This is a genomic window from Leucobacter faecis (assembly GCF_054456635.2).
This window is the reverse complement of record NZ_JBTJEP020000027.1, coordinates 1-14,129: the sequence shown is the minus strand read 5'-3', so window position 1 is coordinate 14,129 and position 14,129 is coordinate 1. Positions and strand designations below refer to the sequence as shown.

Annotated in this window: 13 protein-coding genes and 1 tRNA gene; 7 read left to right on the top strand and 7 right to left on the bottom strand. The window is 64.0% G+C overall.

The annotated features are described in order from the left end of the window. Window positions 1-121: 121 nt before the first annotated feature. From ACXR2T_RS15005 to ACXR2T_RS14980, 6 genes are all read right to left on the bottom strand, one after another. A complete protein-coding gene (locus ACXR2T_RS15005) occupies window positions 122-946 on the bottom strand; it encodes an endonuclease domain-containing protein (protein WP_458838409.1) in 825 nt (274 codons plus the stop codon). Between the two features lie 247 nt (window positions 947-1,193). Continuing rightward, complete coding sequence (locus ACXR2T_RS15000) at window positions 1,194-2,708, bottom strand: sensor histidine kinase (RefSeq protein WP_458838410.1); 1,515 nt, start codon at window positions 2,706-2,708, stop codon at window positions 1,194-1,196. 8 nt (window positions 2,709-2,716) lie between these two features. Beyond that, window positions 2,717-3,418, bottom strand: coding sequence for a response regulator transcription factor (locus ACXR2T_RS14995; RefSeq protein WP_458811903.1), 702 nt, complete (start codon window positions 3,416-3,418; stop codon window positions 2,717-2,719). Between the two features lie 69 nt (window positions 3,419-3,487). Beyond that, window positions 3,488-5,182, bottom strand: a complete 1,695-nt coding sequence (locus ACXR2T_RS14990) for a DNA repair helicase XPB (RefSeq protein WP_458838411.1) — start codon at window positions 5,180-5,182, stop codon at window positions 3,488-3,490. Window positions 5,183-5,193: 11 nt separating this feature from the next. After that, window positions 5,194-7,113 (bottom strand): helicase-associated domain-containing protein, encoded by a 1,920-nt coding sequence (locus ACXR2T_RS14985; RefSeq protein ID WP_458838412.1) that lies wholly within the window; start codon window positions 7,111-7,113, stop codon window positions 5,194-5,196. Between the two features lie 4 nt (window positions 7,114-7,117). Then, complete coding sequence (locus ACXR2T_RS14980) at window positions 7,118-7,441, bottom strand: hypothetical protein (protein WP_458811897.1); 324 nt, start codon at window positions 7,439-7,441, stop codon at window positions 7,118-7,120. A gap of 134 nt (window positions 7,442-7,575) precedes the next feature. Here ACXR2T_RS14980 and ACXR2T_RS14975 point away from each other — a divergent pair, with 134 nt between their 5' ends. Together ACXR2T_RS14975 and ACXR2T_RS14970 are read left to right on the top strand one after the other, a co-directional pair. Beyond that, window positions 7,576-7,965, top strand: a complete 390-nt coding sequence (locus ACXR2T_RS14975) for a cold-shock protein (protein ID WP_458811894.1) — start codon at window positions 7,576-7,578, stop codon at window positions 7,963-7,965. A 25-nt stretch (window positions 7,966-7,990) separates the two neighbouring features. Beyond that, window positions 7,991-8,605 carry a DUF3027 domain-containing protein gene (locus ACXR2T_RS14970; RefSeq protein ID WP_458838413.1) on the top strand — a complete coding sequence of 205 codons (615 nt, stop codon included), beginning with the start codon at window positions 7,991-7,993 and terminating at the stop codon, window positions 8,603-8,605. Between the two features lie 121 nt (window positions 8,606-8,726). On the opposite strand, the gene serC is transcribed toward ACXR2T_RS14970, so the two are convergent. Further along, window positions 8,727-9,839, bottom strand: a complete 1,113-nt coding sequence (serC, locus tag ACXR2T_RS14965; protein WP_458838414.1) for a phosphoserine transaminase — start codon at window positions 9,837-9,839, stop codon at window positions 8,727-8,729. 104 nt (window positions 9,840-9,943) lie between these two features. On the opposite strand from serC, the gene ACXR2T_RS14960 reads away from it, so the two are divergent. The 5 genes from ACXR2T_RS14960 to ACXR2T_RS14940 all read left to right on the top strand — a co-directional run bounded on the left by ACXR2T_RS14960 (window position 9,944) and on the right by ACXR2T_RS14940 (window position 13,885). Further along, window positions 9,944-10,636 (top strand): iron-dependent transcriptional repressor DtxR, encoded by a 693-nt coding sequence (locus ACXR2T_RS14960; RefSeq protein ID WP_458811885.1) that lies wholly within the window; start codon window positions 9,944-9,946, stop codon window positions 10,634-10,636. Window positions 10,637-10,739: 103 nt separating this feature from the next. Beyond that, on the top strand, window positions 10,740-12,092 hold the full coding sequence (gene gdhA / locus ACXR2T_RS14955) for an NADP-specific glutamate dehydrogenase (RefSeq protein ID WP_458811882.1): 1,353 nt from the start codon (window positions 10,740-10,742) through the stop codon (window positions 12,090-12,092). A gap of 184 nt (window positions 12,093-12,276) precedes the next feature. Then, window positions 12,277-12,987, top strand: coding sequence for an NlpC/P60 family protein (locus ACXR2T_RS14950; RefSeq protein ID WP_458811879.1), 711 nt, complete (start codon window positions 12,277-12,279; stop codon window positions 12,985-12,987). A 122-nt stretch (window positions 12,988-13,109) separates the two neighbouring features. Beyond that, entirely contained in the window at window positions 13,110-13,697 is a 588-nt protein-coding gene (locus ACXR2T_RS14945; protein WP_458838415.1) for a hypothetical protein, read from the top strand. Between the two features lie 115 nt (window positions 13,698-13,812). Further along, window positions 13,813-13,885: transfer RNA gene (locus ACXR2T_RS14940), tRNA-Arg, on the top strand. Window positions 13,886-14,129 lie beyond the last annotated feature (244 nt).

Sequence of the window (14,129 nt, the reverse complement as noted above, 5' to 3'; positions counted from 1 at the left end):
GGCGCGGGGCGAGGGGACTGGGGCCGCAGCTCTCCGGTCGCGTCGGCTGTGCCGCCGCTCCTGCCAGACCCAGCCAAGCAGCCGCCCCAGCCCCCTCGCCCCGCGGGTTGCTCAGCACGGGCTACCGGGGCAGGTGCCGGCCCTGAGCCAGGTGTTGCATGATGAGGCCTTGTGCCGTTGCCCAGCGATGCATGACCATGCGATACGACAGCCGAATCACAACATATCCGGCGAGTTTCAAGACGGAATCGTGTGCATTGTCGCTGTCGCGTTGTGCGCCTTCGTGTTGTGCGCCGTCAATTTGCAGTACGAGCCAGTCTTCCACCAAGAAGTCGACGTGGTGCCCGAGGATCCACGCCTGCGGAATTACCTTCAGACGGAGTGCCCGCAGTCGACGCAGCACAAAACTTTCGAGCCCCGAGTCAGAGAAGACCGAACACTCGTTGGCGAGCTGCAAGGCTGCACCGTGCAAAGGTAGCTGCAGCAGTGTTTCACGTGACACCAGCTCCCGCCGCAGTGCCGACTCCCAGACTGCAAATGCTTCTTCATACGGTTGACAATGTGCCACATAGTTGAGTGCATTTTCGAGTGAGTCGACGAGTGCGAATGGTTCACGTCGCACAAGCGGAACTTTCCAGTGCGTGACCGCGCCCACTCTGCCGTGGTGCGCGCTCGCAGACCTTGCGGCGACGTGGTATCCAGTCCTGTGAGTCGACCAGAGTTTTAGTCGCTGCACCAGTGTCATGCAGGTGAGAACCACCCTGTGCTGAGCGGCGAATATGAGTTGTGGGTCTGCGTGCGGTAACGCGAGCCATCCGCGGTGGGGCCGTATGAGTCGTTGCTCAGCTATGAGCTGCGCCTGCTTATATCGACTTACGCCGAGTTCTTTGAGCTTTTCTGCGCGCATCACCCCGCCCGCCTGCTTCAGATGCTGGTAATAGTTCATGCCAACAGCATGGCTTGCGCGCGCAGCTAATAGGGCGCTGAGTCTATGTATGTGGATAACTCGCGCGATCTGGTGATAATGGCGCCCTGTGAGCGGCGGGAACTCGAAAGGGGCTTGTGCTCACACAGGAGATCAGCACTCGTGCAGGATCAAAACCCAGTTTTGATCCTGCACGAGTGCTGATCTCCTGCACGAGTGCAAACACTCGGTAGGGCGCGGACGCGCGGGCGCGATGCCGCGCGGGTGGCTATCGCGGGCGCCGCACGGGCACAGTGTCGTCAGTGTCGTCAGTGTCGTCGGTGTCGGGCTCGCTTGGAGCTCCCGGCAGGTCGACCCTGAATGTGGCGCCACCGCCCGGCGTCTCATGAATACTGACGATGCCTCGGTGCGCGTCGACAATCGACTTGACGATTGCGAGGCCGAGGCCAGAGCCGCCGGTCTCGCGGTTGCGCGATGTGTCGGCCCGCCAGAAGCGACCAAAAATCTTCTCGCGAATCTGCGCGGGCACACCCTCACCGTGATCGATGATCTCGAACCGCGCATACTGCCTGCCGTCGGGGTCTGGCAGCAAAGCTGACACGGCAATTTCGATGGGACTGCCGTCGGGTGTGTGTCGCATCGCGTTACCGATCAAGTTGGTCATCAACTGTCTCACCTTGTGCTCATCGCCGACCACCGCAGGGGCCTGCGGGTCTTCGATGACAGACACGACGCGATCCGGCGCTTGAGCACGCGCATCGAGCGCAGCATCGCTCGCGAGTTTATTGAGCGGCAGCGCCGCGAGTTCGAGCGGCCGACGCTCGTCGAGACGGGCGAGAGCCAGCAGATCCTCGACGAGCGAGGTCATGCGGATCGCTTCTTTCTCGATGCGCTCCATAGCCTGACCCACCTGCTCGCGGTCTTGTAGCGCGCCCATACGGTACAGCTCAGCGTAGCCGCGCACCGACACGAGCGGAGTGCGTAGTTCGTGGCTGGCGTCGCCGATGAAGCGGCGCATCTGCTCGATCGTGTGGGCGCGGTCTTCGAGTGATCCGTCGAGACGATCGAGCATCGCGTTGAGCGACTCGCCGAGATGCCCCACCTCGGTGTGCGGGCTCGCCACCATGATGCGCTTGGAATAGTCACCGCGCGAAATCTCGAGAGCCGTCTGCTCAACCTCGGCGAGCGGCAAGAACGTGGTCGTCACGAGCAGCCTGGTGAGCGCGGCACCCAGCAAGATCACCGCGATGCCAAAGCAAGTGAAGATGATCACGTACTGCGCCACCATCAGGTTAATGGGGGCGGTCGACACCGCTATGAGTAGCGTGCCGCTTGGTCGGTCGCCGACGTTCACGGGCGTAGCGACCGCCCGCCAGTCGGTGCCGTCGGCGGCGACCAAACCAAACAGCGCGTCGGGCTTATCGATCACCGTTTTTAGCGTGATGCTCGGCACGACGGGGGTGCTCGCATTGTGTACCCCCTGCGTGTTGTCGTACTGCAGCGCGCCTTCGGCATCGAGCACCGCGACATAGTATGCCTGGCTCGCGTACAGCACGTCGTTGCGCGACAGGTCTTTCGGGTTGGCGCCCGTAGCGAGCGCGGGGACCGGGTCGTTTCGCAGCTTCGACAGCGTGCTCTCTTGATTCGAGATGAGCATCGGTCGCAGCACCGACAGGGTGCCGACGCCCGCCACGATCAAACCGAGAAATAGAATGAAGACCGTGACACCCGTGATCTTCGCACGCAGCGAGACGTCGGCAAAGCGGTCGCCGAAGCGCGACATGAAACCCGTTACTTCGCTTCGGTCTTGAGCATGTAGCCGAAGCCGCGCTTCGTCTGAATCAGCGACTCTTCGGTCAGCGGGTCAAGCTTGCGGCGCAGGTACGAGATGTACGACTCGACGATGCCGGCGTCGCCGTTGAAGTCGTACTCCCACACGTGGTCGAGAATCTGAGCCTTCGAGAGCACGCGGTTCGCGTTCTGCATCAGGTAGCGCAGCAGCTTAAACTCGGTGGGCGAGAGCTCGACAGAAGCGCCCTCGACGTTGACCTCGTGGGTGTCTTGATCCATCGTGATCGGGCCGATTGACAAGACCGAGTCTTCGTCTTCTTGGATTGTGCGGCGCAGCACAGCCTTTATGCGGGCAATAATCTCGTCAAGGCTGAACGGCTTGGTGACGTAATCGTCGCCACCCACGGTGAGCCCCTCGATCTTGTCTTCCGTGTCGTCTTTCGCGGTGAGGAAGATGATGGGCGCGGTGTAGCCGGCCGAACGCAGCCGTTTGGTCACGCTGAAGCCGTTCATGTCGGGCAGCATGACATCGAGCACGATCAGATCGGGCTCTTCTTCGAGTACTGCAGAGATGGTCTGCGCGCCGTTAGCGACGGAGCGCACACCGAACCCAGCGAAGCGAAGGCTCGTTGAGAGCAGCTCGCGGATGCTGGGCTCGTCGTCGACGATAAGAATCCGGGGTCCCTTTGCCTGAGTGTTCATGACACCAGTCTCTGATCGTTTGCTATGAACTGGCTGGGAGTGTGTGGGAAACGGCTAAGGGTGAGCGCCCTACACCTCGTCGGCGTTCAGAATCGTGTAGGCGTACCCCTGCTCGGCCAAGAACCGCTGCCGGTTCTGCGCGAAGTCTTGGTCGACGGTGTCGCGCGCGATGAGTGTGTAGAACGAAGCGGTGAGGCCCTTCGACTTGGGGCGCAAGAGCCGCCCGAGGCGCTGCGCCTCTTCTTGCCTGGACCCATACGAGCCCGAAATCTGAATGGCGACCGACGCATCGGGCAGGTCGACCGAAAAGTTGGCGACCTTCGACACCACAAGCGTTGTGATCTCGCCCGAGCGAAACGCCTGAAACAGCCGCTCGCGCTCGTCGACGGGGGTTTGCCCGGTGATCAAATCACATGACAGCGCTTCTGCCATCGCCTCGAGCTGGTCGATGTATTGCCCAATCACGAGTACGCTCTCGCCTGGGTGCTTGTCGATGATGCGCTGCGCGAGCCCCTGCTTTTCGGGCGTCGAAGACGCGATCCGGTAGCGATCTTGATCTTCGGCGACCGCGTACTGCATGCGTTCTGCCTCGGGTAGATCGACCCGCACCTCGAAGCACGCGGCGGGGGCGATGAACCCCTGCGCCTCGATGTCTTTCCATGCCGCGTCGTAGCGCTTCGGCCCGATCAGGCTGAACACGTCGCCTTCGCGGCCATCTTCACGCACGAGCGTCGCAGTGAGCCCGAGGCGGCGGCGCGCCTGCAGCTCGGCCGTCAGCTTGAACACGGGGGCGGGTAGCAGGTGCACCTCGTCATAGACGATCACGCCCCAGTCTTGGGCTGACAAGAGCGAGAGATGCGCGTACTCGCCCTTTCGCTTGCTGGTGAGGATCTGGTAGGTGGCGATGGTGACGGGTTTCACCTCTTTTACCTGCCCTGAGTACTCGCCAATCTCGTCCTCCGTGAGCGATGTGCGGCGCACCAGCTCGTCGCGCCACTGCCTGGCCGACACCGCGTTCGTGACCAGGATCAGCGTCTTCGCGCCGACGGCGGCCATCGATGCCGCGCCCACGATTGTCTTGCCCGCGCCACACGGCAACACGACGACGCCCGAGCCGCCACGATGAAAAGCGGCGGCAGCTTTTGCCTGGTAGTCACGCAGCTTCCAACCGCCCGGTTCGTCGCTCTGGGCGAGCTCGATCGGGTATGGCTCGCCGGGCGTATAACCCGCGAGATCTTCGGCGGGCCAGCCGCGCGCCACGAGCTGCTGCTTCAGCTCACCGCGCGCCCACGGCTCGATCGGGTAGGTCTGGTCATCGAGCTTATTGCCCAGGAGTGGCGCAATCTTCTTTGCGCTCGTCACCTCACGCAGAATCGCGGGGTCGTCGCACCGCAGCACGAGCAGCGGCGGCTCACCCTCACCCAGGAGCGGCTGCGCCGAAGGATCATCGGCGCCACCGTCCAAGCGCTCGATGGTGAGCCGACCGTAGCGCCGCATCGTGTCGCCAATCTCGCTCGCGACGCCGCTGGGCACCGGAAACTTTGCGTACTGGTTGAGTGTTGCCAGGATCTCATCGGCTGTGTGTCCTGCGGCGCGCGCGTTCCACAGCCCAAGCCGGGTGACGCGGTAGGTGTGAATGTGCTCGGGCGCGCGCTCAAGCTCGGCAAACACGGCGAGCGCGTGCCGCGCGTCCTCCGCGTCGGGGTGCGCCACCTCCAACAGCACGGTGTGGTCGCTTTGCACGATGAGAGGCCCAAGAGTCATAACGACCTAGTTTACGCGCTGTCGACTGCCACAATCATGGACACGGGCAGCGTGCGCTCCACGCCTGCCCCCACATCGGTTGCCCGCAGCCGCCCGTCGGTGAGCGCGACGGGCGTGAGCGTGAACGTGCGCCGCTGCCCGCGGGCCTCGGCCGTGACGCGCACGGCCGCCCGATCTCGAATGGCGAGCTCGAGCCTGCGCGTAAACGCGGCCGCCGCGGGCTCGGTGTGCGCGGCCGCAAACACGCGCTCGATCATGGCCTCGATGGGCCCGGGCTCTGCGTCTGCCGCGGCTGCACCTGCGGCGGCATGATCCGGATCATGGCCCGAGAAGGCTGGGCCCTCGTGCGCGGCTTCAGGGGCGTCGCTCGCGAGCGACGCGTGATATCGGGCCTCGTTGAACGCCGAGACGACGTGTTCGGGGCGCAGCCTGGAAAACAGCACGACGGTGCTGGTGGCACCGTCAGTGTCGGCACCGTCAGTGTCGGCCCGGCGTTCCACGGTGTTGGGGGAGCGTGTGAGCTGCAGGTGCTGCAGCTGCCGGTCGACGAGCACCGTTTCGGCGAGTGCCTGCTGAGCCACGCGAATGCGACTGCGACCGGCATCGCCCGAGTGCTCGAACACGACGATGCGACCGACCCGTTCGGCGACGTTGCGCAGCAGATACTCGAGCGGCTGCGGCACGCCCGTGAGCGACAGCCGGGCAAACATGTCTGCGGCGCTTTCGGGGGTGACCCCGCGCTCGAACGCGGTTGCGAGCGATGCCTCGGTCACGCGCCGCATCGAAGCGGGCCCAATCTGCTCGGGTCGCGTGAGTTCGGCGAGCTGGCTTTCAGCCGCCGGATCGAGCGGGCCCGGCGCGAGCACCGTGAGATCGGGTTGTAGGTAGACGCCAGCGGCGGCGGCAGGGAGCAACGCGGCCGCGTCTGCCGGGGTGATGGGTTCGTGGGCGCGAATGCGCTGCGCGATCGGGGTGAGCTTGCCGGTGACGGTGAGGCCTAGGTCTTCGGCGTCGAGCACATACTGTCTGGCAGTGGCCAGGTCTGCCGCGGGCAACAGCGGAAACTCGTCGCCGAGTCGCGCACCCGCATCCCCGAGATCGGCGCCTGTGGCAGCGCCGTCGGCACGGTTGGCGGCACTGTTGGCGGCGCTGGCGTTGCTGAGTCTGCCGACGCGGTCGAGACTGTCGCATAGCGGGCGGGGCATATCAGCAAGAAACGAGCGAGCGAGCATCAACCAGCGGTCTGGATGCGGTGAAGCGAGCCAGTCGCCAGCCGCTGCGGCGGGCACGAGGCGCGAACCTGCGGCGACCGTGAGGTGCGCGTAGTCGAGCTGGCGCAGCACGAGCACCGCGGCGGACTGCGCGATCGCAGCGCGATCTGCAAGTTCTCGGGCGGCGGCCACCCCCACGCTTCCGCTGCGGTTGAGGCGCAGCCCATCGCGGCCGATGACGCGCAAACACTCGGCCACCTCGCCCACGAGCGTGAGTGCAGGGGTGAACCACGAAGCCGCGGGTGCCTCGCCTGGCTCGCATGGCTCGAGAGCGAGCGTGTCAAGGCCGACCGCGACATCAACATCGAGCTCGAGCGAAACATTGACCTCGGCGAGTGCGGCGCGCAGCGCGTCGTCTACCTCGGGCAGCGCGATGGGGTGGTCGTGCGACGTATCTGCCCCCACGAGGCCGAGTGCGCGCAGCCGCTCGGTGATCCGGGGCGAAAAGAGCCAGTCGTGAGCTGCCAGCACCCGCAGCGTGGCACGGTCGAGCGGTGCGAGCGCCCGCGCGATCGATTCAGGCCGCAGCAGCTCAGTCGCGAGCCCAATCGGGTCGGCGACCCCGCTTGCGGCGAGGGGGCGGCGCGCCTGCACGAGGCGTGCGAGGCCCTCGCGGTCGTTGGCCGCGATCGCCGAGGCCAGTGCTAGCGTGCCGCTCACGGGGTTATCCGCGAGATTTGCGCTTGGGGTTGCCGCTGCGCTTGTTCGAGTTCTTGCCGCGCGACTGCGTCTCTTCAGCGAACTCGCGCTTGCGTCGGCGCTGCGCCACGATGAGCAGGGCGACGAGCAGCACGAACCCAACGGGCAGTGCGTAGATCGAGACGCCGTAGACGATGGGCAGCCAGCCCTCAGCCATCGCTTCGCGGTTATTCAGCCCAATAATGAGCGTCACGAAGTACGAAAGGAGTGCGGCGCCGATGATGCTGAGCGAAGCGATCGCGAGGATGCGCTCGACAAGTGACGGGGTACCGGAATCTGAGGTGGACATCTTCACCATTTTATCTGGTCGGCGTCGCCAGGTGGGCGCCGCGGGTGCAGCCTCGGGCGGTAGACTTGCGTGGATACGCGGGCGCGGCCCGCTCATCAGTGTGTGCGGGGTGACCCCGCGAGAAAGGGCGAGGCATGCCAAACGGCAAGGTCAGGTTCTATGACGAAGAGCGTGGCTTCGGGTTCATTCAGGGCGACGACGGCGCGCAGGTGTACCTGCACGCCTCGGTGATTCCCGACGGCGCCGAGGTGCAGCAGGGCACGCGCCTCGAGTACAGCGTTGCCGACGGCCGCAAGGGCCCCCAGGCGCTGTCGGTGCGAGTGCTCGACACCCCACGGCTGCCCGCCCGCAACCGTAACCGCAACCGCAAGTCGGCCGACGAGATGGCCGTGATCGTCGAAGACCTCGTCAAGCTCCTTGACGGTCTCGGCGGCCGGCTCAAGGGCGGGCAATACCCCGAGCGCGCTCAGGGGCGCACCGTCGCGGCGCTGCTGCGCCGCGTCGCCGACGACTTCGATGCGTAACTCCCTAATGAAAGGCGGGCAAGACGTGACTGCTGCTGATGTAGTGCCGGATCCGGAGCTGCTCGCGGCTCGCGCTGTAGCGCGTCGCGCGCTCGAGGAGATCACTGATGCGCGCTCGATCGGCGCTGAGTCGGGCCACGAGGTGCACGAGGAGCGTCTCGTGACGCTGTTTTTTGAGTGCAGACTCGAGGGGTACCCGGGGTGGCGTTGGGCGGCGACGCTCACGCGAGTGGACAGCGACGCAGCGGTGAACGTGCTCGAGGTTGAACTGCTGCCCGGTGAGGGTGCCGTGATTGCGCCCGAGTGGGTGCCGTGGTCTGAGCGCCTGGCGCAGTTTCGTAGGGCGCAGGCCCTGCAAGCTAGTGAGGACGCAGCCGAAGACGCCGCGAGCGAGGCGGCTGAGGCCGAGGCCGCCGCTTCTGAGCTGAGCGAAGAAGACGACGCCGAAGACGACCTGCTCGACAACGACTTCAGTGACTTCGACGACGAGCTTGACGGTGTCGACATCGATGATGATGATGACGAAGACGACTTTGACGATGAGTCTGATGATGATTCTGACGAAGACGATTCAGACGATGATGCAGATGCAGATGCAGATGCAGATGCAGATGGCGACGTTGACGAAGAAGACGAGTAGCGATAACTTGTCACCCTGCGCGGCCACCCGTTCTTGTCATCCTGCGCGAGCGTAGCGAGTCGCAGGAGCCAACGAGTAAGGCCTGGGGCGTGTGCCCCAGGCCTTACTCGATTTCGATCGCTTAGACGAGGCGCTCGAGCACGTAGTCGATGCTCGCGGTCAGCTGGCGCACGTCGGCCGGCTCGATCGCGGTGAACGTGGCCACGCGCAGCTGGTTGCGGCCGAGCTTGCGGTACGGCTCGGTGTCCACGACGCCGTTTGCGCGCAGCACCTTGGCGATCGCGGCAGCGTCGACGGAATCGTCAAAGTCGATGGTGACGACGACCTGCGAGCGGTGATCCGGGTTCGACACGAAGGGCGTGGCCACCGGGGTTGCTTCGGCCCAGTCGTACAGCACCTTCGACGATTCGGCCGTGCGTGCCGCGGCCCACGACAGGCCACCCTGCTCGTTGATCCAGCGCACCTGCTCGTCCATGAGCGCGAGCGTAGCGAGGGCCGGGGTGTTGAGCGTCTGGTGCTTGCGCGAGTTCTCGATGGCGCCCTGAAGGTTGAGCGTTTCGGGAATGTAGCGGCCCGAAGCGGTGACGCGCTCGATGCGCTCGATCGCGGCGGGCGACACGAGGGCGAACCACAGGCCGCCGTCTGAAGCGAAGTTCTTCTGCGGCGAGAAGTAGTAGACGTCGGTTTCGGCCGCGTCGAAGTCGATGCCGCCCGCGCCGCTCGTTGCATCGACGACGGTGAGCGCGTCACCCGCGACGCGCTTGACCTCGGTCATCACGCCGGTCGAGGTCTCATTGTGGGGGTAGGCGTAGACGTCAATGCCGTCGACAGCCAGGGTCTCTGAGCGTGAACCGGCGGGGGCCTCGCGCACATCGGGATCCTGCAGGAACGGGGCCTGCTTCGCGGCCTTCGCGAACTTCGCGCCGAACTCGCCGAAGGTGAGGTGCTGGCTGCGAGTCTCGATCAGCGAGTGCACTGCCGAGTCCCAGAACGTCGTAGCTCCTCCGTTGGCGAGCAGAATCTCGTAGCCCTCGGGTGCGCGAAACAGTTCGGCGAGGCCGTTCTGCACGCTTGCGACGAGGTTCTTCACGGGAGCCTGGCGGTGCGAAGTTCCGAGCACCTCGGGCTGCAGGGTCGAGAGGAAATCGAGCTGTGCGCTGCGAACCTTCGAGGGGCCGCAGCCAAAGCGACCGTCGGCGGGCAGAAGATGGGCGGGAATAGTGATGTCGGCCATACGCACGATTCTAGCGGCGCGTTTGGAGCGCAATTGCGCGCCGGTGACGCGAGCGGGGGTCAATATGCCGTAGGCTGGGGCAGGATGCAGCGGAGAGGACAGTGATGGCGGATCTTATCGATACGACGGAAATGTACCTTCGCACTATCCTCGAGCTCGAGGAAGAGGGGATCGTGCCGCTACGCGCACGCATTTCTGAGCGTCTCGGTCACTCTGGCCCCACCGTCTCGCAGACGGTCGCGCGCATGGAGCGTGACGGCCTCGTGGTTGTCACCGATGATCGCAGGCTCGAGCTCACGGTAGACGGGCGCGAGAAGTCGGTGCGCGTGATGCGCAAACACCGCCTCGCAGAGCGGCTGCTCGCCGACGTCATTGGGCTCGAATGGCCCTACGTGCATGAAGAGGCATGCCGCTGGGAGCATGTGATGAGCGAGCGGGTCGAACGCAAGCTGCTCGCGATCCTCGATCACCCCACCGAGTCGCCCTACGGCAACCCGATCCCCGGTCTCGAAGAGCTCGGTGAGACGCGCGCCGGATCATTCCAAACGGGCGTCGTGGGCTTAGGCGAGCTGCTTCTCGAAGCCGACCGCACTTCAGCCGCGCGCATTAAGCGCCTGGCCGAGCCAGCTCAGGTTGATCCGGAGCTGCTGCAGGAGCTTGCCGCCGCTGGCGTCGTTCCTGGCAACCAAGCTTCCTTCACTCGTCGCGGCGACATCGTGCGCGTCGAGGTCGAAGGGATGAGTGACGCGATCGATCTTCCCATGGAGATCGCCGCTCACATATTTGTCTCGCTGTAGAGACGCCGCTCGTGTGCGGCTTGCCCGCGCGCGGGCACAGCAATGAGGTGCTGGCTCAAATTGGGCTGCCCGCAACGGAGTTGATAAACACAAGGAGTCAAAGTTGTCCCTTCTATCCCCTGAAGCACACATCCGTGCAGTAACGGAGACCGTAGAGGCGCGCAGCAACGGCGAGCCCGAGTTTTTGCAGTCGGTGCACGAGGTCCTTGAATCGCTATCTCCGGTATTGGCCGAGCACCCCGAGTTCATTACGGGTGGCGTTCTCGAGCGGCTCGTGGAGCCTGAGCGCCAGCTGATCTTTCGTGTGCCGTGGATCGATGACCAGAACCGGGTGCGCGTCAACCGTGGGTTTCGCGTGCAGTTCAACTCGGCACTTGGTCCGTACAAGGGTGGGCTGCGGTTTCATCCGAGTGTGAACCTGTCGGTCATCAAGTTCTTGGGGTTCGAGCAAATCTTCAAGAACGCGCTCACTTCGCAACGCATCGGCGGCGGCAAGGGTGGTGCAGACTTTAACCCGGCGGGCAAGAGCGACGCCGAGGTGATGCGGTTCTGCCAGAGCTTCATGATGGAGCTCGTGCACCACATCGGTGAAGACACCGATATTCCCGCCGGCGACATTGGTGTGGGCGGCCGCGAGATTGGTTATCTCTTTGGCCAGTACCGCCGCAGCACGCAGCGTTATGAGTCGGGCGTACTCACCGGTAAGGGCGTGGGCTGGGGTGGCGCCGAGGTGCGCACCGAGGCCACCGGCTACGGTGCGGTGTTTTTCGCCGAAGAGATGCTGCTGCGCGTGGGCGAGGCGATCGAGGGGCGCCGAGCCGTGGTCTCGGGCTCCGGCAATGTCGCGACGTATGCGATCGAAAAGATTCAGCAGTTGGGTGGTCTCGCGATCACCGCGTCTGACTCGAGCGGCTACGTCGTAGACGAGGCCGGTATCGATCTTGAGCTTCTGAAGCAGGTCAAGGGCGTCGAACGTGCCCGTATAGAGGAGTACGCGAACAGGCGGGCGAGCGCGCGATTTGTCGCGGGCGGGTCTGTCTGGGATGTGCCCTGCGATCTCGCGTTTCCCTGTGCGACGCAGAACGAGCTGCACGAGGCCGACGCACGCACCCTCATTAAGAACGGTGTGCGCGCTGTCACCGAGGGCGCAAACATGCCCACGACTCCCGAGGCTGCGCTGCTGCTGCAAGACGCGGGCGTGCTGTTTGGCCCGGGTAAGGCAGCGAACGCGGGCGGCGTCGCAACATCGGCGCTCGAGATGAGCCAGAATGCGGCGCGCTCACGGTGGGATCGTGACACGAGCGAGAACCGACTGCACAAGATTATGCGCGACGTGCACGAGGCCACCTATGCGGCTTCTGCCCGGTATGGGCGGCCGGGTGACTATGTGCTGGGAGCCAACTCGGCGGCGTTCGTGCGGGTCGCGCAGGCCATGCTCGAGCAGGGTGTCATCTAGTTCGAGGTCGAGAGAACCAGCAATCAATTTCACCCGTGATTGCTTGGTTCTTCAAGCCCTCGTGAATGATTTGTGACCCTAGCGTGACATTCCCGTTATCTTCAGTTACCCTTGAACGGTCGCGATCCCTCGTGGTCGCACCCCAATAGAGAACGTACGCAAATGAAGTTAGGCAGTTATTCTCGTGAGTTTTAACCACAGCACCGACCTCGTGGTGTCAGACGACACCCCCAAGCAGGCGAGCTTCAAGATGAAGCGCGCAGCACAGATGGCCGGCGCGGCAGTTCTGAGCTTTGGTCTCGTTGGCACGTTTAGCATTCCCGCTTACGCGACCGCACCCGAGGTGCAGGGCATGCCCGATGGATTTGCCAACGTGCAGACGCTCGAGACGGTTGACGCCGACTCCGCACCCCTCGCACTTGACGCACCCGAGGGGGTCGTCGACTCGGCGATCCTCGAGCAGGAGCGTATTGAGGCTGAGGCCAAGAAGGCTGAAGAAGAAGCAGCGGCAGCCGCTGCAGCAGCGAAGAAGAACTCTGAATTCTCTGGCAAGGATGTTCCCGCAGGCGTGGGTGCTCAGGGCATCGTTACGGCAGCGCTCGCGCAGCTCGGCGATATCCAGGACTGCACCGCGCTGGTTGAGCGCGCACTGCGTGCTGTGGGCATCCCTGCGGGTGACCTCGGCACCCAGGTGGGCGAGTACACCGGGCTGGGCGGCACCCTCGTCACGAGCGGTGACTACGCACCGGGCGACGTGCTCATCTGGTCGGGCCGCCACGTGGCAGTTTACATCGGCAACGGCCAGGCCGTTCACGGTGGGTACGGTGGCAACCAGACGGTCGTCGCTGGTGCATTCATTGACGGCTCGCCCGACGGCGTCGTACGCTTCGGCTAACACGTACTCGGGTTCGCCCGAAACACACTAACTTCACGCGAGTGGGCGGGGCTTCGGCTCCGCCCATTTGTGGTTGTACGGGTCGTGCCGTCGTAACAGGCGCTCACTGTTAGGGTGATTTTATGGAGCCGGATTTCGAACTGACAGATGTGCCACCAGAGTCGAACCGTTCTACCGCGGGCAAACTGCTGACGATTCTGGCGATCAGCGTCGCTGTGCCGCTCGTGCTGGCTGGCGTTGGTGTGTGGGCCTGGACCAGCTTCGTGTTTCCCGCCTCCGACAGGGGCACCTGTCTCGCCTCTGACCCCGCCTTCTGCATCAGCCTCTCTGCGTCGACGGTTGAAGACATTGGGTCCGTTGTGCTGCCTGACGGCGCAGAGGTGATCGGATCGGGGTCTGAAACGGGACTGCAGAGTGGACGGGCATGGGGGCTCGTCAAGCTACCCGCAAACCAGGACCTGCAGCTCGGCGCGGGTTATGTTGACGTCGATGCCACGAATGAAGTGCCCACGTTTGGAAGCGGGGATTCCTTTCTCGAGGCAAAGGGCTTCACAGCGTTGAACTCTGTCTCAATGAAGGACTACGGCCCCAAGAGCTATCGCAAGGTCTACTTCGGGTCGAATGCGGCAGGGGAGCGGCTCGCCTACATCTTGCGATGGCAGGAGTATCCCGGCGGCCTGTTCGAACCCGACCCGGTCGCCGCGGAGTGATGCATGCTTCATGAGACGATACGCGAGTGCCGACACGACGCGTCGCTCAGGTGCGGTACCTCACGCGCGGTTTGCGATAGACTCTCACGGTGGCGAAGCTGAACAGCTCGCCCACGCCTTGGTAGCTCAGTGGATAGAGCGCTTCTCTCCTAAAGAAGATGTCGGAGGTTCGATTCCTCTCCAGGGCACTTAGCTTTAAGGCCGTAACTTCCGCATAATCATGCGGAGGTTACGGCCTTATTTTGCTTCTTGGGTGTCCGTGACAACAGATTTGACAACAATTGATGCATCAGTTGTTGCATCAATTGCGTTCTTGTTTAGCCGAGTCATTCGGTAGCGCCTGTGAGTGCACCCGGTGGGGGTACCCGGTAGCGTGCGTGGGTGCACCCGGTAGCGCTCCGGCGGTCATGTCTGAGAGTGGCCATCAACCGT